At 67.8% G+C, this 19,159-nt stretch carries 19 protein-coding genes; 9 read left to right on the plus strand and 10 right to left on the minus strand.

What is annotated here, in order from left to right:
• The first annotated feature begins 380 nt into the window (after window positions 1–380).
• On the plus strand, window positions 381–1,262 hold the full coding sequence (locus tag ACS5RC_RS12895) for an outer membrane protein (RefSeq protein ID WP_478344258.1): 882 nt from the start codon (window positions 381–383) through the stop codon (window positions 1,260–1,262).
• 450 nt (window positions 1,263–1,712) lie between these two features.
• On the opposite strand, the gene parE is transcribed toward ACS5RC_RS12895, so the two are convergent.
• On the minus strand, window positions 1,713–3,776 hold the full coding sequence (gene parE / locus ACS5RC_RS12900) for a DNA topoisomerase IV subunit B (protein WP_478344259.1): 2,064 nt from the start codon (window positions 3,774–3,776) through the stop codon (window positions 1,713–1,715).
• Between the two features lie 434 nt (window positions 3,777–4,210).
• Between parE and ACS5RC_RS12905 the strand changes: the two genes are divergently transcribed.
• The gene (locus ACS5RC_RS12905) at window positions 4,211–4,396 is read left to right on the plus strand and encodes a hypothetical protein (protein ID WP_478344260.1); all 186 of its coding nucleotides are present in this window, start codon (window positions 4,211–4,213) and stop codon (window positions 4,394–4,396) included.
• Between the two features lie 185 nt (window positions 4,397–4,581).
• Here ACS5RC_RS12905 and ACS5RC_RS12910 read toward each other — a convergent pair whose 3' ends face one another.
• The 4 genes from ACS5RC_RS12910 to ACS5RC_RS12925 form a co-directional block, all read right to left on the minus strand.
• Complete coding sequence (locus tag ACS5RC_RS12910; protein WP_478344261.1) at window positions 4,582–4,878, minus strand: hypothetical protein; 297 nt, start codon at window positions 4,876–4,878, stop codon at window positions 4,582–4,584.
• A gap of 296 nt (window positions 4,879–5,174) precedes the next feature.
• Window positions 5,175–5,999 (minus strand): EamA family transporter, encoded by an 825-nt coding sequence (locus ACS5RC_RS12915; protein ID WP_478344362.1) that lies wholly within the window; start codon window positions 5,997–5,999, stop codon window positions 5,175–5,177.
• 61 nt (window positions 6,000–6,060) lie between these two features.
• On the minus strand, window positions 6,061–7,374 hold the full coding sequence (gene hslU, locus ACS5RC_RS12920; RefSeq protein ID WP_478344262.1) for an ATP-dependent protease ATPase subunit HslU: 1,314 nt from the start codon (window positions 7,372–7,374) through the stop codon (window positions 6,061–6,063).
• 345 nt (window positions 7,375–7,719) lie between these two features.
• Window positions 7,720–7,914 carry a hypothetical protein gene (locus ACS5RC_RS12925; RefSeq protein WP_478344263.1) on the minus strand — a complete coding sequence of 65 codons (195 nt, stop codon included), beginning with the start codon at window positions 7,912–7,914 and terminating at the stop codon, window positions 7,720–7,722.
• 177 nt (window positions 7,915–8,091) lie between these two features.
• Here ACS5RC_RS12925 and ACS5RC_RS12930 point away from each other — a divergent pair, with 177 nt between their 5' ends.
• Both ACS5RC_RS12930 and ACS5RC_RS12935 read left to right on the plus strand, forming a co-directional pair.
• Window positions 8,092–8,502: a phosphomannose isomerase type II C-terminal cupin domain gene (locus ACS5RC_RS12930; RefSeq protein ID WP_478344264.1), complete on the plus strand. Its 411-nt coding sequence runs from the start codon at window positions 8,092–8,094 to the stop codon at window positions 8,500–8,502.
• A gap of 223 nt (window positions 8,503–8,725) precedes the next feature.
• On the plus strand, window positions 8,726–9,307 hold the full coding sequence (locus ACS5RC_RS12935; RefSeq protein WP_478344265.1) for an SCO family protein: 582 nt from the start codon (window positions 8,726–8,728) through the stop codon (window positions 9,305–9,307).
• Window positions 9,308–9,361: 54 nt separating this feature from the next.
• Here the strand turns inward: ACS5RC_RS12935 and ACS5RC_RS12940 are convergent, their stop codons facing one another.
• Window positions 9,362–9,994 (minus strand): glycosyltransferase family 2 protein, encoded by a 633-nt coding sequence (locus ACS5RC_RS12940; RefSeq protein ID WP_478344266.1) that lies wholly within the window; start codon window positions 9,992–9,994, stop codon window positions 9,362–9,364.
• A gap of 197 nt (window positions 9,995–10,191) precedes the next feature.
• Between ACS5RC_RS12940 and ACS5RC_RS12945 the strand changes: the two genes are divergently transcribed.
• On the plus strand, window positions 10,192–11,262 hold the full coding sequence (locus ACS5RC_RS12945) for a hypothetical protein (protein ID WP_478344267.1): 1,071 nt from the start codon (window positions 10,192–10,194) through the stop codon (window positions 11,260–11,262).
• 11 nt (window positions 11,263–11,273) lie between these two features.
• On the opposite strand, the gene ACS5RC_RS12950 is transcribed toward ACS5RC_RS12945, so the two are convergent.
• Window positions 11,274–11,504, minus strand: a complete 231-nt coding sequence (locus tag ACS5RC_RS12950; protein ID WP_478344268.1) for a DUF6471 domain-containing protein — start codon at window positions 11,502–11,504, stop codon at window positions 11,274–11,276.
• A gap of 107 nt (window positions 11,505–11,611) precedes the next feature.
• Between ACS5RC_RS12950 and ACS5RC_RS12955 the strand changes: the two genes are divergently transcribed.
• A complete protein-coding gene (locus ACS5RC_RS12955) occupies window positions 11,612–12,583 on the plus strand; it encodes an IS1595 family transposase (protein WP_478344269.1) in 972 nt (323 codons plus the stop codon).
• A 211-nt stretch (window positions 12,584–12,794) separates the two neighbouring features.
• Window positions 12,795–13,430, plus strand: coding sequence for an NYN domain-containing protein (locus tag ACS5RC_RS12960; protein ID WP_478344270.1), 636 nt, complete (start codon window positions 12,795–12,797; stop codon window positions 13,428–13,430).
• Here ACS5RC_RS12960 and ACS5RC_RS12965 read toward each other — a convergent pair.
• Together ACS5RC_RS12965 and ACS5RC_RS12970 are read right to left on the minus strand one after the other, a co-directional pair.
• Window positions 13,420–13,872: a hypothetical protein gene (locus tag ACS5RC_RS12965; protein WP_478344271.1), complete on the minus strand. Its 453-nt coding sequence runs from the start codon at window positions 13,870–13,872 to the stop codon at window positions 13,420–13,422. The two genes, ACS5RC_RS12960 and ACS5RC_RS12965, sit on opposite strands and share 11 nt — an antisense overlap.
• Window positions 13,873–13,905: 33 nt before the next feature.
• A complete protein-coding gene (locus ACS5RC_RS12970) occupies window positions 13,906–15,156 on the minus strand; it encodes a glycosyltransferase (protein ID WP_478344272.1) in 1,251 nt (416 codons plus the stop codon).
• A gap of 108 nt (window positions 15,157–15,264) precedes the next feature.
• Here ACS5RC_RS12970 and ACS5RC_RS12975 point away from each other — a divergent pair, with 108 nt between their 5' ends.
• The gene (locus tag ACS5RC_RS12975) at window positions 15,265–16,122 is read left to right on the plus strand and encodes a transporter substrate-binding domain-containing protein (RefSeq protein ID WP_478344273.1); all 858 of its coding nucleotides are present in this window, start codon (window positions 15,265–15,267) and stop codon (window positions 16,120–16,122) included.
• Between the two features lie 119 nt (window positions 16,123–16,241).
• Window positions 16,242–17,915 carry a lysine--tRNA ligase gene (locus ACS5RC_RS12980; protein WP_478344274.1) on the plus strand — a complete coding sequence of 558 codons (1,674 nt, stop codon included), beginning with the start codon at window positions 16,242–16,244 and terminating at the stop codon, window positions 17,913–17,915.
• Window positions 17,916–17,931: 16 nt separating this feature from the next.
• Here the strand turns inward: ACS5RC_RS12980 and ACS5RC_RS12985 are convergent, their stop codons facing one another.
• Complete coding sequence (locus tag ACS5RC_RS12985; protein WP_478344275.1) at window positions 17,932–19,119, minus strand: zinc-binding metallopeptidase family protein; 1,188 nt, start codon at window positions 19,117–19,119, stop codon at window positions 17,932–17,934.
• Window positions 19,120–19,159 lie beyond the last annotated feature (40 nt).

Here is a 19,159-nt window from a genome sequence, read left to right on the forward strand (position 1 = left end):
GTCCCCTTAAGACGGGCGCCGCCGCAAGTCCCATCGCTGGACGCGCGCAGGCGCGGACCGGCAATAAAACACCACCTCGGAGCCTCCCCATGAGCGGGCGGGAAATGTCGTTCCGGTGATCCAGCCGGACCCGCCAAGGTTCTGCCGCATTTCGGCGGCTCGAGCGCCTGAAAGCCCCGCTGTATCGGCGGCGAGATCTTGATGTGCGCCACAGCACATCAAGACGGAACTGCCGCCGCGCGCGCGGTGACTTTCACCTTTCGTTGACAGCTCGGATTTTATCTACCCCGGCTTGTTGCAGGAAAGCGACAGACCCGCAGGCCCCCAGCACCTACAAGCGGCCCGGCTTTGCCAAACAGGACCCAGGACACCAAGACACAATGAACAAGCTTCTCCTTGCATCGACCGTTCTCGCCGGCATGACCGTCGCCGCCTCCGCGGCCGACCTTCCGCGCCGCGCGGCTCCGCCGCCGGTGTTCCAGCCGGTGCCGGTCTTCACCTGGACGGGCTTCTACGCCGGTTTCAACGCGGGCTACGGCTTCGGCACCAACGACAACCGCAACGGCACGCTCGTCGCCGTGCCGGGCTCCTACGGCCTGACCACGGCTGCCGGCCCCAACCTGATCGCCTTCCCGAGCGACCGCTCGAGCGACGGCTTCGTCGGCGGCGGCCAGATCGGCTACAACTACCAGTTCACCCCGGGCTCGGGCGTGGTGGTGGGCATCGAGGCCGACGCCCAGTACGTCGATTTCGGCCGCAGCCGTAACACCTACTCGCTGGCCCCCGCCGGCGCCACGGTCGCCCCCGGCGCCCTGATCTTCAACCCGAACGGCATCTCCAGCCTCGACTACTTCGGCACCGTCCGCGGTCGCCTCGGCTACGCCTTCGACCGCACCCTCGTGTACGGCACCGGCGGCTTCGCCTACGGCTCGGGCGGCGGGCGCCAGTTCGGCCTGCCGAACGCCAGCACCGACAGCTTCCAGACCGGCTGGGCCGCCGGCGGCGGCGTCGAGTACGCGCTCCCCACCGACTCCTTCCTGAACTTCTTCCGTTCCTCGGCCGTGACGCTCAAGGTCGAAGGCCTCTACGTCAACCTCGACCAGGGCAACCGCAACAACGGCGTCTTCGGCGTCAACGCGGCCGGGACCCAGGTCGGCGTGAACAGCCTCGGCGTCGGCGTCGTCTCGGGCGGCAACCGCCGCAACGACACCGAGTTCGCCGTCGTCCGCGCCGGCATCAACTACAAGTTCGGCTCGTACTAAGACCCGATCCGGGAGGGCCTCCGGCCCGCCCGAACCCAGCAAAGCCAGTGGGAAGCCCGGCCGAAAGGCCGGGCTTTTCGCGTTCAAGCGAGCCGCGCGGCCCTGAGCCCGGCCCCCGTCGCGCGGACCTCGTCCGAGCCTCGCCGATCAAGCGGCCCGACGATCAGGGGCAGTTGCGTGAGGCGGTCGCCCGCCCGCTCGCGGCGAGGCCGCCGGGCCGGACGTATCCCTGGAGGGCACAGCGATCGCTCGTCCATCGAGGACAAGCCGGCGACGGCAAGGTGCCGCTCCTGCGGCTCCCGGTCGGGGCAATCGGCCCCGAACACCGACCCCACATCCCGATCCGCGGGCGCGGGACCGACCTCGCACCGGGCACGACCGATCTTGGCGGGGGAGCGGAACGGGGCGCCGCTCGCCGAGGCGGCCTCCGCCTCGGTCCTACCGGCCGGTTCAGATGTCGAGGTCGGCGCCTTCGGCGAAGGCGGCGCGCTCGCTGATGAAGGCGAAGCGGGCTTCGGGCTTGTTGCCCATCAGGCGATCCACCGTGTCGCCCGTCGATTCCCGCGCCTCGTCCAGGACCGCGACGCGCAGCAGGATGCGCTTCTTGGGGTCCATCGTGGTTTCCTTGAGCTGGGCCGGCATCATCTCGCCCAGGCCCTTGAACCGCCCGATCTCGACCTTGCCGTTCTTGAACAGGGTCTTGATCAGCTGCTCCTTGTGGGCGTCGTCCCGGGCGTAGGCGGTCTTGGTGCCCTGCTGCAGCCGGTAGAGCGGGGGCACCGCGAGGTAGAGGTGCCCGCGGTCGATCAGCTTGGGCATCTGCCGGTAGAAGAAGGTGATCAGCAGGGAAGCGATGTGGGCGCCGTCGACGTCGGCGTCCGTCATGATGATCACCTTGTCGTAGCGCAGGTCCGCCTCGCGGAAGTTCGCCCCGGTGCCGCAGCCGAGGGCGAGGGTCAGGTCGCCGATCAGCTGGTTGGCGCCGAGCTTGTCGCGGCTCGCCGAGGCGACGTTCAGGATCTTGCCGCGCAGCGGCAGGATCGCCTGGGTGGCCCGGTCGCGGGCCTGCTTGGCCGAGCCGCCGGCCGAATCGCCCTCGACGATGAAGATCTCGGAGCCGGCGGTGCCGGCGGCCGAGCAATCCGCGAGCTTGCCCGGCAGCCGCAGCTTGCGCGTCGCGCTCTTGCGGGCGACCTCCTTCTCCTGGCGGCGGCGCAGGCGCTCCTCGGCCCGGTCGATCACCCAATCGAGGAGCTTGTTGGCCTGGGCCGGGGAGGCGGCGAGCCAATGGTCGAAGGCGTCGCGGATCGCCGTCTCGACGATGCGCGAGGCCTCGACGGTGGCGAGCTTGTCCTTGGTCTGGCCTTGGAACTCGGGCTCGCGGATGAAGACCGAGAGCATCGACGCGCAGGTCGCCATCACGTCGTCGGTGGTGACGGCATTCATGCGCTTGGCTTGGTTCACCCGCTCGGCATGCTCGCGCAACGCCCGCAGCAGAGCGACGCGCAGGCCGGCCTCGTGGGTGCCGCCCTCCGGCGTCGGGATGGTGTTGCAATAGGAGGCCGAGACGCCGTCCTCCGTCACCATCCAGGCGACCGCCCATTCGAGGGAGCCGTGCGAGCCCGGCTTCGTCACCTTGCCGGAGAAGATCGCATCGGTGACGAGCTCCTTGCCGGCGATGTCGCGGGCGAGATAGTCGCGCAGGCCCCCGGGGAAGCGGTGCACCGCCTCGGCCGGCACGTCCTCGACGCCCTCCAGCAGGGCGGGGGCGCAGCGCCAGCGGATCTCGACGCCGCCGAACAGGTAGGCCTTCGAGCGCGCCATCTTGAACAGGCGACGCGGGTCGAAGCGCAGCGCGCCGAAGATCTGGGCGTCGGGGTGGAAGCGCACCCGCGTCCCGCGCCGGTTCTGCACCCGGCCGACGGGCTCCAGGGCGCCCAGCGGCAGGCCGCGGGAGAAGGATTGGCGATAGAGCGTCTGGTTGCGGGCGACCTCGACCTCGAGGAGGTCCGAGAGGGCGTTCACCACCGAGATGCCGACGCCGTGCAGGCCGCCGGAGGTCTCGTAGACCTTCGAGTCGAACTTACCGCCGGCGTGCAGCGTGGTCATGATGACCTCGAGCGCCGATTTGCCGGGAAATTTCGGGTGCGGGTCGACCGGGATCCCGCGGCCGTTGTCGGTGACGACGAGAGCGCCCGATTCCTCGAGCTCCACCTCGATGAAGCTCGCGTGGCCGGCCACCGCCTCGTCCATCGAGTTGTCGATCACCTCGGCGAAGAGATGGTGCAGCGCCCGCTCGTCGGTGCCGCCGATATACATGCCGGGCCGGCGTCGGACCGGCTCCAGTCCCTCCAGCACCTCGATGTCGGAGGCGTCGTAGCCGGATTCGGCAGCCTGCACGGCGGCGATCGGCGCCGCGGCGACGCCGTCTATGAGCTTGCGCCGGTCGGGCGCGGGTCTGCCGTCGATCGACGGCTTGGCCCCGACGAAGAGATCGCGTGCGGGGTCGCTCACGCGAGCGCTCCGCGATCGGGGCTTGGCGGCAGAGGGAGCCGCCTGGGAACGAGACCGTGCTGCATGCGCCTTCATCCTCTTACCGTACCGGAACAAACCGGAAACAGAAAGGGGTTATCGCGGCGCAGGGCCCGGTTCGCACTCGGGGCCCTCCGTCGCGGAGACCGTTCCATGACATGGGACGGGGTTGGTTAAGAAGGCCTGATCGGGCAGGGGAGCGGCAACGGCCGGGCAGGGCCGACGCCTCGTGCGCGTCTCGGCCGTCGCCGGATCGTCGTCAACGTCCTCTACAGCATCGCGCGGATACGATGGCTCGCATCCCGGCTCGCGTCCGGGAACCGGCGCGAACGCCGTACGTTATCTTGCAAGCTAAGCTCTGCCGTTTCTCCGGGGTCGGAGACCTGAGACGGGGCCAGACTCGGGAGCCCGATGCGATGAGCAAGCCCGACGCCCTCACCCGCCACGCCAGCCTCGTGCGTGCGGAGCGCGCTGCCGGCGAAGCATTCGGGTGGCCCGATGCGCCGACGGCATTGCGGCGCTCGCTCTTGTTCTCCCCGGGCGTCATCGCGGCTGCGACCGCGGTGACCACCGTTGCGGCGACGATCACCTATTTCGTCTGACGCCAGACCGCCGCGGCGGAAGGCATTCCCGAACATCCGGCGTCCGGCCTGGTCCGGGGCCCAGCATCCGGCGTGCGACGGCTTCTCATGACAATGGCGGGGCTCGGCGCCCCGCCATCGACAGCCCTGTATCAGGGGCTACGACCCGTGACGGATCCAGCGATCCGCCCGAATCGACGCGGGTCTCAGTAGCCGTAGCCGTAACCCGTCGCGGGGCCGGCGCGGCGCGGCGCGATCGAGCCCGTCACGATGTCGTCGGCCGCGCCGACGGTGCCGCCGACCACGCCGCCGACGAGGCCGGTCACGCCGCCAAGCAGGCCGCCGCGGGGCGAGGTGGGCGTGATGTGGGCGCCCCAAACGTTCAGCGTGCCGTCGCGATTGTAGCTGGCGCTGTCGGTGTCGAACGTCTGCGCTAAGCTCGGCGAGGCGGCGAGGCCGAGGGCCAGGGCGAGGCCAGCGACGAAGCGGGTACGATGGGTCATGGTCGTTCCTTCACGCTGTCCGATCCGGCAACGGCAATCCAGATGCGCGATGCACCTGGGTTGCAGCGGCCTGTTCGGATGATGTCCCGTCGAACGACAGGATCGATTGGGTTTCGTGACTGACCAACACGGCGCCCGCCGAGAAGCTCCGGATTTATAGTTCAAAATTCCTAACCGAGGGCGGATATTTTGCACTGCGGCATCGTGCCTGGATCTCATAGTTCATTGTTAACAATGGGTTCCAGGCGCATTGCCGCCCGCGCATGTGCAGCGCAGCATCCACCCATGCGCTGAGGTCAGGGGGTGGGGGCCTGCTTGCGGCGGCGGGAACCGGCCGTGACGCCGGCCGAGGCCGCGATGATGCAGAGGATCGCGAGCCATTGCGGCGGCCCGAGGCGCTCGTCGAGGAGCGCGAGGGCCGCGAGCGCGGCGATCGCCGGCTCCAGGCTCATCAGGACGCCGAAGGCCTGCCGGTCGAGGCGGCGCAGGGCGAACATCTCCAGGGAATAGGGCAGGGCGCTCGACAGGAGCGCGACGGCGAGCCCGGCCGCCAGGATTCCGGGGGCGAACAGGGCAGGACCCGCTTCCGCCAGACCGAAGGGCGCGACCAGGATCGCGGCCGCGAGCATGCCGAGCGACACCGCCTGCCCGCCGTCGTGCCGCCCGGCGCGCTGGCCCGCCAGGATGTAGAGCGCCCAGGCCAGCCCGGCGCCGAGGGCGAAGGCGACGCCCGCGGGATCGAGTCCCGCCGCCTCCCCGGTCCCGCCGAAGGGCAGCAGCAGGGCGAGCCCCGCCACCGCGAGAGCGATCCAGAGCAGATCGGCCGGACGGCGCGAGGCGGAGAGGGCGACGGCGAGGGGTCCGGTGAACTCGATCGCCACGGCCGGCCCGAGCGGGATGGTGCGGAGCGCGAGGTAGAACATCAGGTTCATGGTCCCGAGGGCCGCGCCGTAGACGGCGATGAACCCGCCCTCGCGCGGCGGCAGGCTACGCCGCCAGGGCCGCCAGACCGCGACGAGGATCAGCGCCGAGAACCCGACGCGCAGGGCCGAGACGCCGGCCGCGCCGACCTGCGGGAACAGCCCCTTGGCGATGGCCGCCCCGCTCTGCAGCGAGACCATGCCGGCGACGAGGGCCAGGACCGGGAGCAGCGCGCCGGAGGGGGGCGGAGCAGGCACGCCGCTACAGGATGAACCGGCTGAGGTCGGCGTTGGCCGCGAGGCTCTCCACCCGGGCGCGCACGTATTCGGCGTCGATCGGCACCGTCTCGCCGGCGCGGTCGGTCGCCGTGAAGGAGATCTCGTCGATCACCCGCTCCAGCACGGTCTGGAGGCGGCGGGCCCCGATATTCTCCACCGAGCCGTTGACCTCGACGGCGACGCGGGCCAGCGCGTCGATCGCATCCTCCGAGAAGTCGAGGGTGACGCCCTCGGTCCGCATCAGCGCCACCGTCTGCTTGATCAGGCTCGCCTCGGTCGCGGTCAGGATCTGCTTGAAATCCTCCACCGTCAGCGGCTGCAGCTCCACCCGGATCGGCAGGCGGCCCTGCAGCTCGGGCAGAAGGTCGGAGGGCTTCGAGACGTGGAAGGCGCCGGAGGCGATGAACAGCACGTGATCCGTCTTCACCGGGCCGTGCTTGGTCGCCACCGTGGTGCCCTCGATCAGCGGCAGCAGGTCGCGCTGCACGCCCTCGCGGGAGACGTCGCCGGAGGCGCGGCCCTCGCGGGCGCAGATCTTGTCGATCTCGTCGAGGAAGACGATGCCGTTGTTCTCGACCTCGCGGATCGCCTCGCGCACGAGCGCGTCGTCGTCCACGAGCTTGTCGCTCTCCTCGGCGAGCAGCGGCGCGTGCGCGTCGCGCACGGTGATGCGGCGCGGCTTGCCGCGCTGGGCGCCGAGCGCCTTGCCGAGCACGTCGCCGATGTTGATCGCCCCCATGGAGGCGCCGGGCATGCCGGGGATCTCGAACATCGGTAGGCCCGATGGAGAGCCGCCCGCGAGTTCGAGCTCAACCTCCTTGTCGTCGAGCTCGCCGTTGCGCAGCTTCTTGCGGAAACTGTCCCGGGTGGCCTGGCTCGCGGTCGGGCCGACGAGGGCGTCGAGGATGCGTCCCTCGGCCGCCGCCTCGGCCTTGGCCTTCACGGTCTTGCGCTTCTCGGCGCGGGTCAGCCCGATCGCCACCTCGACGAGATCGCGCACGATCTGCTCGACGTCGCGGCCGACATAGCCGACCTCGGTGAACTTGGTCGCCTCGACCTTGAGGAAGGGCGCACCGGCCAGCCGCGCGAGCCGGCGGGCAATCTCGGTCTTGCCGCAGCCCGTGGGGCCGATCATCAGGATGTTCTTGGGCGCGACCTCCTCGCGCAGCGGCCCTTCGAGCTGCTGTCGGCGCCAGCGGTTGCGCAGCGCGATCGCCACCGCGCGCTTGGCCTCGTGCTGCCCGACGATGAAGCGATCGAGCTCGGAGACGATTTCGCGGGGAGAGAAGGTCGTCATCGAACTCCAGCCGGATCGAGCCGCGCGCGTACCCGACGATCCCGACCGGATCGGCCGGCGGTCCGGCACCGTCCGGACCGAGCCGGGGTCGAAAGGTCGGCGGGCTCGCGCATCCCGACGATCTAAGCGCGGCCGCGACCGCTTTCCAGGGCCGGGGCGGGCGGGCATGCCCGACGCGGCGTCCCGGACGGGAGGCGGCGTCGGGTCCGCGACCCGAGAGGACGCCGCCATCGCGCTGCGCCAGGGCTGATCGGCGGGGCGACAGGCGCACCGGCCGGGTATTCAGAGGCCTTACGGAGCAGGCGCCGTCAGTTCGCGCAGACGCCCAGGACGGGCCGCAGCCGATCAGCGCCCGCCGGGGCGCCAGTCAAGGCGGCGCTCGTCCGAAACCAAGATCTCGGAGGCCGAGGCGAAATCCTCGTCCGCGACGGCGTCGCAGCGAAGCTCCTTCACGTCGCACCAGTTGCAGCACTCGCCTGAGCCGACCCAGGTCAGCTCGCGCGATGTCTCACACAGATGGACCCAGAGACCGTTCGGCATTGATCAACTCCTGCGCGGTGCCAACGCGCAGCTACGCTCAAGGTTCAAAGCTCCCTTTCGGACCCCAGGTCGTCACGGTCTCGCCATGTTGCACTGCGGCAGCTGTGACGCGGAAGCCACAGACATTCAGCGGGGAATCGGGAACAATATTGCGGCTACTCGAGACAGGGAAAGACGATGACAGTGATTCCTCCTGCCCAATCGTTCTCGGACGCGAAAGCAGTCCGTTATCAGGCGGGAGAACGCGATCAGAGACCGTGGGGAACCTGGGAAGTTCTGGCGACTGGCGCGGGCTATACGGTCAAGCGCATCACCGTCGCTCCCGGACAGCGGCTCTCGCTGCAGTATCATCATCATCGGGCCGAGCACTGGACTGTTGTCAGCGGCCAGGCCGAGGTCGAGATCGATGGGCAGATCACCGCGCTGACCGATGGCGACCATACCCACATCCCGCTGAACGCGACGCACCGGATCCGCAACGCCGGGGAGACCGAGCTGGTCTTCATCGAGGTTCAGTACGGCGCGCTGCTCGACGAGAACGACATCGTCCGCGTCACCGACGATTACGGCCGCTGCGTCCCGGCCTGAGACCCGGCTTCCGTCCCCGCACGGACAAGAGCGGCGGCCAGGCCGTCGCCCGGCTCTCCGCGGCGCCGCGTTCCGCGATCCCGGACGGCGCCCCATCGCGGATCGGCGCAGAGCGCGGCCCGGCCTGTGCCGGCCCGGGCGGCGTCGTGCCGGGTTGCCTCGCGGCGCGTCCCGTGCTGTTGCGGCGCTCCCGCGCGCCAGCGCGCTGACCGGTGCCGATGTCATGCGACGCGCCCTCGTGCCCCTCATCGCCTTCAGCCTCGGCCTCGTCGGCATCGCCGGGGCGGCCGTGTTCACCCTGATGCCCGAGCGCGCGCCCCAGGCGGTGGCCGGCGTCGGCGGACCGTTCACCCTCGTCGACCAGGACGGCAAGACCGTCACCGAGCGGGACTTCGCGGGCGCCACGCATCTCGTCTTCTTCGGCTTCACCCACTGCCCGGACGTCTGCCCGACCACGCTCCAGCAGATCTCGGACGTGATGGCGGCGCTCGGGCCGAAAGCCCGGGCGATGAAGGTCGCCTTCATCAGCGTGGACCCGGAGCGCGACACGCCGCAGAGCCTCAAGACCTATCTGTCGAGCTTCGATCCGCGCATCGTCGGCTTGACCGGCAGCCCCGAGCAGGTCGCCGCCGCCGTGAAGGGCTACCGCGCGTACAGCCGCAAGGTCCCGGCCAAGGACGGCGACTACACCATGGAGCACACCGCCCTCGTCTACGTGATGGACGGGCAGAACCGCTTCCTCGGCGCCCTCAATCTGATGCGCCCGGCCGACGAGACCGCCGCGGAGCTCGCCAAGCGCATCTGAGCACGCGTCTGAGAGCGCATGGAACGGGGATCCGCAGGCGGATCCCCGGACCGGTCAGCGCCCGCCCGGCCGCAGCAGGCCGCTGCGCGAGCTGCGCGCCAGCCCGTGCTCGGTCTTGTTCCAGCGGTTCGGGGCGCGGACCAGCTCGATCACCGCGAGCCACGCCGCCAGACCGACGCAGCAGAAGTACAGCGGCAGCGCCGGCACGAACGGGATCAGGTCGCGCCAGCCCCGGCGCAGGCAGCCGAGCGCCGCGGGCAGCGTCAGGGCGGCGAGGCCGCTGCAGAACAGGGTGATGGCGAGGCCCTGGGGCAGGTTGGCCCAGAAGCTCGGTTCCGCCGGCACCTCCCGCAGCAGCAGGTCGCGCAGCGTCAGCACGAGGTAGGGCGGGTAGAGCAGCGCCGAGAGGACGGTGCCGGGCACGAGGGCGAGCACCGCGAGGCCGCGCAGGAGGCCGAGCTGGCGGATCGTGGCGATCGGCGTCCGGCCATGGGTCAGGCTCGTCTGCAGGAAGCCCTTGATCCAGCGCACCCGCTGGCGGATCCAGGCCCGCCAGCGGACCGGTGCCTCCTCGATCGTCCCGCTCGCGAGGTCGCCGACCTCGTACCCGGCCCGGGCGAGGCGGATGCCGAGATCGGCGTCCTCCGTGACGTTCCAGGCATCCCAGCCGTGCAGTTCCCGCAGCACGCGAGTGCGGAAATGCGGCCTTATGGAGCAAATGCACCAGGGCGATGGCGGATGCCGTCGCATGCGTTGCTATTTGCAATCATAGGCGATGCACGCTTGGTTTTTGCGAGCGGCAGTTCATTGTCTAGCTTAGCAGAAATGAGCTATCCCGCAGGTGGCAGCCACAAGGCTGCCGATCTGGCGCGGGCACGGATCGCATGTCGAAGCGCAGGCAGCGGCGAGAGAAAGCGCGCACCCGATCTGCGCCCGATGCTACGAGCGGTCATCCGACTCCGGTTGATCCTCAAGTCGCCAAGCAAGATCCGTCTGCAGTTATCAAACCGCAGATATTTAAGCGGCTGCTGGGCGTGGCAGCCCGACGCTTTGGAAGCATTGGTTCCCGAGCGGGGCTGCGAGGCGGCCTCGCTGGTGGCGCGTTCGCTCTCGTTTTCGGGTGCGCAACCAGCGCAATTTCGTCGAGCGGCGATATGAATATCGCCATTGCTCAGATTGCGCTCGGAACGCTCTTGGCGTTTACCTTTATAATATCTCTCAATAAACCTATTTGGGTTAGAGCAGTTTATCTTGCTGGTGTGTTGCTTGCCTTTGGCGCAATAGGAGTTTTTGTTTACAATCAGGCTTTGACCAAGCAAGATGAAGACCAGCAGCGCGCTGACAGGGAAATAAAACTGGCCGGCGATCTAAAAGAAGTCCGTAATCGCTTGCGCGAAACAGCAAATGAATTGCTTGAGCAAAAATCTTGGCGAGAGGCGCAAGAGAGAAAGCAGAGGCTTTCCCAAAATCCTGCACCTTTGCTGCCCGCAGGAGACTATAGTTTAAAAGGGGCATGTCGCGGTGATGGCTTTGTAAATGTTATCCTTGGTTCAACGAGCTATGGAGCCACCACATTCCCATACACGGCAGTTGAAATCAAAGGGAAGGCAGCAATCTTGGTCGATGTTGGGCCTGACGGCTATCCACTCGTCTCATTCGACGTTCACAATCGAGATGGGAAACTGATGGTCCGCGTGACCAAAAACGAAGTCTTTGTTCCCCCTCAATTTGCTACCATGGTTCCGCGCAAGGATCTACACAACATTGAGGTATTGGACACAGGCGGGAATATAATTTTCAGCGCATATTTTGCCAACGAAAAAACGATAAGATTTACGGGTGTTTTCTTCGAGAATGGGGTCGCATTTTCATTGAATACCACGAGCATATTGGGCGGAGGGTTTGTGACAGGTGGCGGATCATGTGGGGCGCATGTGGGGCTCAAAATGGATTAGATATAAGGTGACTATCTAATGCTTACGTAATCAACGCCTATTGCCTCAAGACATTGTAAAAAAAAGACGGCCGTAAACTTTCCGCGCGCGAGCTTGTTGCGGATATTGGGCTCGGTTTCTTTGACGCCAATGGCTGCTAACTTTTCGACGAGCTGCGCGTAGGTCACGCCCTTCCGCTTTAGCTCGGCCTTGAGGATACCCTTAACTCGCGCATCCCAAGCCTCTTCGGTTCCCTCAGACATGATGCATCCCATGCAATGGCGCATGCCATCATATGCGATGCGATTTCGCTTGACCATAGGGCCGGCATGCCATCATATGCGATGCATAAGCACGCAAGACGATGGCAATGCCCTCCCACTTCCTCCTGTCCTCAGCCGCTCGCACCCTCTCGCTCAAGGCGATCTACAAGGGTGGCGAGGACGCGGCCTACGCAACCTTCCGGCGCCTTCGTTGGCCTGAGACGGATGGCGAGCCCGTGTGCCCGAAGTGCGGCTGCCTGGACCACTACAACATCACGACCCGCCGTCGCTTCAAATGCGCCGGCTGCGGCACGCAGTTCAGCGTGACCAGCGGGACCATCTTCGCCAGCCGCAAGCTGTCGTTCATGGACCTGTGCGGAGCCGTGGCCATCTTCGTGAACGCGGTAAAGGGCCTCTCGGCGCTTCAGCTCGGCCGCGATCTGGACGTGTCCTACAAGACGGCCTTCGTGCTCGCTCACAAGCTGCGCGAGGCCCTGTCGCTTGAGACGAAGGACGCCACGCTCTCCGGCGAGGTCGAGATCGACGGCGCCTACTTCGGCGGCATCGTGCGCCCTGAGAACCGCAAGGAGGACCGCAAGGATCGCCGCCTCAAGGCCAACCTGTCGGATGGCCGCCGCGTCGTCATTGTCATGCGCCAGCGCAAGGGCCGCACACTGACCTTTGTGGCCAAGAAGGAGGCCGAGGGCGTGAAGCTGGCCGAGGCGCACGTTGTGCACGGCTCCAAGGTCTATGCCGACGAGGCGACCCACTGGGACGAGCTTGAGGCCAAGTTCCCCGATGCCGGCCGCATCAATCACTCTGAGGCGTACTCGGCGGACGGCGCTAACACGAACCAAGCCGAGAGCTACTTCGCCCGCCTGCGTCGCATGGTGAGCGGCCAGCACCACTTCGTCACGGCCCGCTACCTCCACCAGTACGCCACCGAGGCCGCATGGAAGGAGGACAACCGCCGCCTTCCGAATGGTGCTGCCTACTCAGGCGTAATCCGGCTGGCGATGGCGTCGGGCGTTAGCCGGGATTGGAAGGGCTACTGGCAGCGGCACGAAGCTGTGATTTGATGCCACAGCGACACAGCGGAGCTTAAGTGATTGCAGGCGAGCCACTTTCTGCCCAGTTCGGGCACGCTTTGAGCGATGGCCTGCCGCTCTATGTCTCAAACGCCCGTTGACAGCCAGGAATTCCCCGCCCATCTAATCTCTCGAACTAGCCCCCCGCCGGACCTGGCCGCTCGCGGTCCCCGGCGGGGTTTTAATTTATACATGAGAAAACATGTCCGAAGCCGACGCGCAGGCGAAGCCCCTGTACGCCATGGCATTCTTCGACGGACAGAACCTTTTTCGCCACGCGAAAGAGGCGTTTGGATATTACCATCCGAACTATGATGTCTCCAAACTTCATGCGGCCATCTGCGCGCAACAGGGTTGGGTGCCTAACCTGATCCGCTTCTACACTGGAACGCCCAGCGTAGCTGAGTCGCCTATGTGGAGCGGCTATTGGTCCAATCGCGTTCTTGCCATGAAGCGAGCTGGCGTCGTCGTAACAACCCGGCCGGTGCGATATCAAAAGGAGGATGTTGAACAACCTGACGGGAGCGTCAAGACTGTCACTACCGCCCACGAAAAAGGCATTGATGTACGCTTGGCTCTCGATGTGGTATCAACTGCCAGAAAATTTCAGTACGATGTTGCGGTAATTTACAGTCAAGATCAAGATTTATCTGAATTGGCTCAGGAAGTAAAAGATATTGGAAAAGAACAGGGGCGCAACATTATTGTTGCTTGCGCATATCCTACGAGCCCTACGGCATCAAGCAAACGTGGAATTGACAAGACCAATTGGATTAAGATGGACAAGGCCTTTTACGACGCATGCCTTGATCCTCATGATTATCGGCCTAAGACGTAGTTGATGTTACACTTGTCATAACTGCTTGCCACAACTGCCCCGCCTGCGTCCGCTCCCCCTCCACCATCCGGCTCGCGCGCATCTTCCTGAGCGCGCAGCCGACGCGACGGGTCACGTCCGTCAGTAGCCGCCGATCCCGGCTGTCCTTCCCTTCCGTCTGGCACACGAGCATCGCCAACTGGCGGGCCGTCAAAGGGCCCTCTGCCTTGCGTAGCTCGGCCAAGAGGTAATCCCGAAGCTCGTTGCGGTAGAACAGGACGATGCGGGCTGCGCGGGGCGTGGAGCCCACCAGATCGCCCTTGTAGCCGCAGGTATCGAGCACCCTGTCTAGGGCCTCTATGTCGTTGGCGAGGATCGCCATGCGCTCGCGAAGTTCCGCGTTCTCACGCTGCAATTCCTCGCGCTTTGCGAGTAGGCCATTGATGAGGGTCTGATCATCCATTTTGCCATCGTAGACGATGGCGTATGCCTTGACCTAGGGTGCTTTCTGGTGCATTTGCTCCATAAGGCCGCGGAAATGCGTCGAGGTGCCGCCGAGCGGCATCGGCAGCCGCAGGCGCGCGAGCGCCGGGTTCAGCACGCCGAACAAGCCGGCATATTCCAGCGTGAAGGCGCGGGCGCACCAGGAATCGTCCGGGTTGTCGACGAGGAGCCGTCCCTGGAGCGCCGCGACCGTCCCGGGCTCCCGCGCGAAGATCTCGGCGGCCCGGCGCAGCTGGTCCGGCTCCGGCACGTCCTCGGCGTCGAAGACGACGAGCAGGCTGCCGCGGGCCAGGGGCAGGGCGACGTTGAGCGCCCGCGGCTTCGTGCGCGGCAGGCCGGGCGGCACGGTCACGATCTCGAACCGGGCCGGGAACGGGATGCGCGCGAGCGCCGCGGCGGTCTCGTCGTCGTCGGCCTCGACGAGGAACTTCAGGTCGAGCTTGGCCACCGGGTAGTCCAGGCGGGCGAGCGCGACGGCGAGGCGATCGACGACGCGCGCCTCGCGGTGGAGGGCGACGAGGACGGTATAGCCGGGCAGGTCGGCGTCGCGCAGGTGCGGTTGCGAATCCGACGGCGCGTCGGCGCCGACGACGAGGGCACCGATCCGCAGACCGGTGATCGCCAGGAAGAGCACTTGCACGAGAACCGTGACGGCCAGCGTCGGTCCGGGCGGCAGTGACGCGAACAGGCAGGTCCCCGTCAGCGCGACGAGCGCCAGGAACAGGATCCAGCTCTGGACCGGCTCGCTGCCGACCGCCCAATGCGGCGCGTGCCGCCTCAGCTCGTCGGCGGCGAAGGCCGCGATCTCCGGCCCGCGCGCGGCGAAGACCGCCTGCCGCAGCCGGGTCGGCGTGACGATCGCGGGGATCCGCGGCGCGCCCGCCCCCTCGAGAAGCTCAGCGATCTGCGCGCCCCGCGGCGCGAGCGCGCAGGGGGCGACGGCTCCCGTCACCAGCGGCACCATGCCGATCACGAGGCAGTCGGGAAAGCGCAGGCCCGGACCGAGGGGGATCGGACCGTCGAGGAAGGGCGCGCCGAGCGCGCGGGCGAGCGCGGCGTAATAGGCGTCCTCGGCGATCAGCCCGGCATTCAGGAGGGCGGTCGCCGCGTCGGTGCCGCTGTCGCGCGCCAGGGACGCCGCCTGCGCGAGCAGGGCGACGGGCACGCCCTCGGCCAGCAGGAATCCGATCTCGGGGGGCAGGGCGTGGACGTCCGCAGGGATGGGGAGGCGCAGGAAGGACATCGGCTGCGCTCACGCTGCCCGCGGAACGTGCTAGACAGTCGGGCGAGCAGCCCGACTGTCGGGACTCAACGGACACCAATACAGTCCATCCGTCAAGACGCGGCCGGCATGACAACAACCCTCAGACTGATCTGCAGCGCATTTTTCCTGTTCAGCTCTATAGCGCCGACGTCGTCTGCTGAAACGGGCTCGACGGCCGCGGTTCGGGTGCCGAATTTCTGGAACCCGCGGGCGCGGGGGGAGCGGGTCGAGGCACCGCAGACGGGTCGGGCCGTCCGCTTCCTCACCGACGACGAGTTCCCGCCGCTGCATTTCGCCGGGCCGGACGGCACGCCCACGGGCTTCTCGGTGGAGCTTGCCCGCGCGGTCTGCGAGCGGCTCGCCATCACCTGCACGGTCCAGGCGCGCCGCTTCGACACCCTGCTCGACGCGCTGAACGAGCGTCAGGGCGACGTCGTCGCCGCGGCAATCCCGCTGACGCCGACGCTGCGGGCGAAGTTCCTGGCGACCCGCCCCTATTTCCGCTGGCCCGCGCGCTTCGCCGCCCGGAAGGGCCAGGATCTGCCGGCGCCCTCCGCGGAGGCGCTCGCGGGGCGGACCGTCGGCGTGCTCGCGGGCAGCGCGCACGAGGCCTATCTCAAGGCCTTCTTCCCCAAGGCGGTGCCGAAGCCCTTCACCGAGATCGGCGCGGCGGAGGGCGCGCTGCGCCGGGGCGAGACCGACTACCTGTTCGCCGACGGCCTCAACCTCGCGCTCTGGATCGGCGGCCAGGAATCGGCCGATTGCTGCGCCTTCGTCGGCGGCGACTACCTGGAGAACCGCTTCTTCGGCGAGGGTATCGGCCTCGTCACCCGGCCCGAGGACGCCGCCCTCGCCCGCGCCCTCGACGACGCGCTGCAGCGCCTGTGGGACGAGGGCAAGTACACCGAGCTCTACCTGCGCTTCTTCCCGGTCAGTCCGTTCTGACGGTCGCGGTCGGGCGGAGAGCCACGGCACCTCCCGCATCGCGTTGACCCCCTTGCGCCCCCTCCGTAGACAGGGCCGGATCCGCCTCCGAGCGCCGTCCGCCAGCCCCGCGTGCCGTCATGTCCGCCCTCACCCTCGACCCCGACCTCATCGAGGCCGCAGCTAATGCCGCCGCCTGGCCGTTCGAGGAGGCGCGCAAGATCGTGGCGCGGCTGGAGCGCAAGCCCAAGGCCGAGGTCCTGTTCGAGACCGGCTACGGACCGTCCGGCCTGCCCCATATCGGCACCTTCGGCGAGGTGGCGCGGACCTCGATGGTCCGTCACGCCTTCCGGGTCCTGACCCGGGACGCGGTGCCGACCCGGCTGATCGCGTTCTCGGACGACATGGACGGCCTGCGCAAGGTGCCGGACAACGTGCCGAACCGCGCGATGCTGGCGGGCGCCCTCAACCAGCCGCTGACGCGGGTGCCCGATCCCTTCGGCACGCATGACAGCTTCGGAGCGCACAACAACGCCGAGCTGCGCCGCTTCCTCGACGCCTTCGGCTTCGACTACGAGTTCCGCTCGGCCACCGATTGCTACCGCTCGGGCGCCTTCGACGCGACGCTGATGCTGGTGCTCGAGCGCTACGACGCGGTGATGGAGATCATGCTGCCGTCGCTCAGGGCCGAGCGCTCGGCGAGCTACTCGCCCTTCCTGCCGATCCACCCGGTCACCGGAGAGGTGATGCAGGTGGCCATCGACGAGGTCAGGGCCGCGGCCGGCACCCTGGTCTGGCGCGACCCGAAGACCGGCGAGGCCTACGAGACGCCGGTGACGGGCGGCCATGCCAAGCTGCAATGGAAGCCCGACTGGGCGATGCGCTGGGTGGCGCTCGGCATCGACTACGAGATGGCCGGCAAGGACCTGATCGACTCGGTCAAGCTCTCGGGCCAGATCGCCCGCGCGCTCGGTGCCGAGCCGCCCGAGGGGTTCAATTACGAGCTGTTCCTCGACGAGAAGGGCCAGAAGATCTCGAAGTCGAAGGGCAACGGCCTGACGATCGACGAGTGGCTCGCCTACGGCACGCCGGAATCGCTCGCGCTCTACATGTATGCCAAGCCGCGCGAGGCCAAGCGCCTGTTCTTCGACGTGATCCCGCGCCACGTCGACGAGTACCTGAACTTCGCCGAGCGCTATCAGGGCCAGGACGCCAAGCTCCGCCTCGGCAACCCGGTCTGGCACATCCATGCGGGCGCCCCGCCGGAGCCGGAGCGGGTCGAGGGCGGGACGATCAGCTTCGCGATGCTGCTGAACCTCGCGGCGGTGGCCAACACCGAGGACAAGGCGGTGCTCTGGGGCTTCATCCGCCGCTACGCCCCCGCGGTCGGACCGGAGACGCATCCGGGCCTCGACCGGCTGGTCGGGCACGCGCTCGCCTATTTCCGGGACTTCGTGCTGCCGGCCAAGACCTACCGGGCGGCGACCGAGGCGGAGCGGGCGGCCCTGGAGGATCTCTCGGCGACGCTGGCCGACCATGCGGGCTCGACGGATGCCGAGGCGCTGCAGGCCGCGATCTACGAGGTCGGCCGGCGCCACTTCCCCGACCTCTCCGGCAAGGCCAAGAGCCCGGACGGGCGGCCCGGCGTGTCGCAGGCGTGGTTCACCACGATCTACAACGTGCTGTTCGGCGAGGCGCGCGGCCCCCGCTTCGGCTCGTTCGTGGCGCTCTACGGCGTGGCGGAGACGCGGGCGCTGATCGCGCGGGCGCTCGCGGGCGCGCTCGTCGGCGGGGCCGCGGCGGGGGCCGCCTGAGACCGGGCGCCGCGCGTCAGCGGATCGGGGCGGGCACGCGCTGGCGCAGGCCCGTGATCACCGCCTTGAGGATGTCGGCCTCGGCCTCGTCTCCGGTCTGGGCCGCGATGTCGCCGCGCACGCCGTAGATCCGCTCGTGCACGAAGGCGAGCTTGGCGATCACCGCGGGCGTCAGGGCGAAGGGGTAGAGCGCGTTCTGCCCCATCGAGCGCGAGAGCGAGTTGATCGCGTAGGTGAGCGGCAGCCACGCCTCGATCAGGCGGTCGAGGTCGGCTGTCCTGTAGGGGTCGAAGTCGATCACCACCGCCTCGGGCGGGGGGTGCCGCAGGCGCGGGCGCACGTGCAGCTCGAAGGTCGAGGCGGTCTCCACCGTGTCGACGATGTGCAGGTAATGCGCGAAGGTCTCGGCGAAATCCTCCCAGGGATGGCTGGTGGCGTAGGTCGAGACGTAGGACTCCTCCCAGTCCGGAGGCGCGCCGTGGGCGTAATGGGCCTGGAGCGCCCCTGAATAGTGGATCCGCTCGTCGCCGAAGAGCGACCGGAACGCCGACAGGTGCGGGCTGTTCTGCACCAGAAGATACCAGAAATAATGCCCGATCTCGTGCCGGAAATGCCCGAGCAGCGTGCGGTAATGCTCGCCGAACAGCATCCGGCGGCGCTCGCGCTCGACGTCGTCGGCCTCCGCGATGTTCATGGTGATCAGGCCGTTGAGATGGCCCGTCATCACCGGCGGCCCGTTGAGGAAGCTCTCGGCCGGATCGACCAGGAAGTCGAAGGCGAGCCCGTCGGTGTATTGCGCCCGAGTCGCGAGCGGCAGGTCGAGGCGCAGCAGCGAGTAGAACAGCCGGTGCTTGGCGGCCTCGATCTGGCGCCAGCGGGTGAGATTCCAGGGGATCGTCAGGTCGGGCACCACGCGGTTGTGGCGGCAGGTGACGCAGACGGTCTCGGGCGAATCATCCGGCACCAGCCAGTTGCAGGCCCCGTGGACGGCGTTGGTGCAGAACCGGTAGCGCCGGCCCGGATGGGCATAGGCGTGGAAGGTCTGGGTCTGCGACAGCATCGGGTGGGACGAGAGGGCGGAGGGCTCCAGCGCCGAGATCTCGTGCCGGTCGCAGACATAGCCCAGGCTGCGCTGGCAACTCTCGCAGGCGGTCGCCTCGAACGTCACCGGCTGGTCGCAGGCCTGGCACTGGAAGATCTTCATGGCAGTCCCGTCGCCGAACCCTCTCCGCTGCGGAATCGGG

It is taken from the genome of Methylobacterium sp. HJ2 (genome assembly GCF_056431005.1).

Excerpts from the sequence above, each read along its gene's own strand:
- ACS5RC_RS12895 (WP_478344258.1), top strand. The coding sequence starts at position 381 with ATGAACAAGCTTCTCCTTGCATCGACCGTTCTCGCCGGCATGACCGTC.
- ACS5RC_RS12905 (WP_478344260.1), top strand. The coding sequence starts at position 4,211 with ATGAGCAAGCCCGACGCCCTCACCCGCCACGCCAGCCTCGTGCGTGCG.
- ACS5RC_RS12910 (WP_478344261.1), bottom strand. The coding sequence starts at position 4,878 with ATGACCCATCGTACCCGCTTCGTCGCTGGCCTCGCCCTGGCCCTCGGC.
- ACS5RC_RS12915 (WP_478344362.1), bottom strand. The coding sequence starts at position 5,999 with ATGGTCTCGCTGCAGAGCGGGGCGGCCATCGCCAAGGGGCTGTTCCCG.
- hslU (WP_478344262.1), bottom strand. The coding sequence starts at position 7,374 with ATGACGACCTTCTCTCCCCGCGAAATCGTCTCCGAGCTCGATCGCTTC.
- ACS5RC_RS12925 (WP_478344263.1), bottom strand. The coding sequence starts at position 7,914 with ATGCCGAACGGTCTCTGGGTCCATCTGTGTGAGACATCGCGCGAGCTG.
- ACS5RC_RS12930 (WP_478344264.1), top strand. The coding sequence starts at position 8,092 with ATGACAGTGATTCCTCCTGCCCAATCGTTCTCGGACGCGAAAGCAGTC.
- ACS5RC_RS12935 (WP_478344265.1), top strand. The coding sequence starts at position 8,726 with ATGCGACGCGCCCTCGTGCCCCTCATCGCCTTCAGCCTCGGCCTCGTC.
- ACS5RC_RS12945 (WP_478344267.1), top strand. The coding sequence starts at position 10,192 with ATGTCGAAGCGCAGGCAGCGGCGAGAGAAAGCGCGCACCCGATCTGCG.
- ACS5RC_RS12950 (WP_478344268.1), bottom strand. The coding sequence starts at position 11,504 with ATGTCTGAGGGAACCGAAGAGGCTTGGGATGCGCGAGTTAAGGGTATC.
- ACS5RC_RS12955 (WP_478344269.1), top strand. The coding sequence starts at position 11,612 with ATGCCCTCCCACTTCCTCCTGTCCTCAGCCGCTCGCACCCTCTCGCTC.
- ACS5RC_RS12960 (WP_478344270.1), top strand. The coding sequence starts at position 12,795 with ATGTCCGAAGCCGACGCGCAGGCGAAGCCCCTGTACGCCATGGCATTC.
- ACS5RC_RS12965 (WP_478344271.1), bottom strand. The coding sequence starts at position 13,872 with ATGGATGATCAGACCCTCATCAATGGCCTACTCGCAAAGCGCGAGGAA.
- ACS5RC_RS12970 (WP_478344272.1), bottom strand. The coding sequence starts at position 15,156 with ATGTCCTTCCTGCGCCTCCCCATCCCTGCGGACGTCCACGCCCTGCCC.
- ACS5RC_RS12975 (WP_478344273.1), top strand. The coding sequence starts at position 15,265 with ATGACAACAACCCTCAGACTGATCTGCAGCGCATTTTTCCTGTTCAGC.
- ACS5RC_RS12980 (WP_478344274.1), top strand. The coding sequence starts at position 16,242 with ATGTCCGCCCTCACCCTCGACCCCGACCTCATCGAGGCCGCAGCTAAT.
- ACS5RC_RS12985 (WP_478344275.1), bottom strand. The coding sequence starts at position 19,119 with ATGAAGATCTTCCAGTGCCAGGCCTGCGACCAGCCGGTGACGTTCGAG.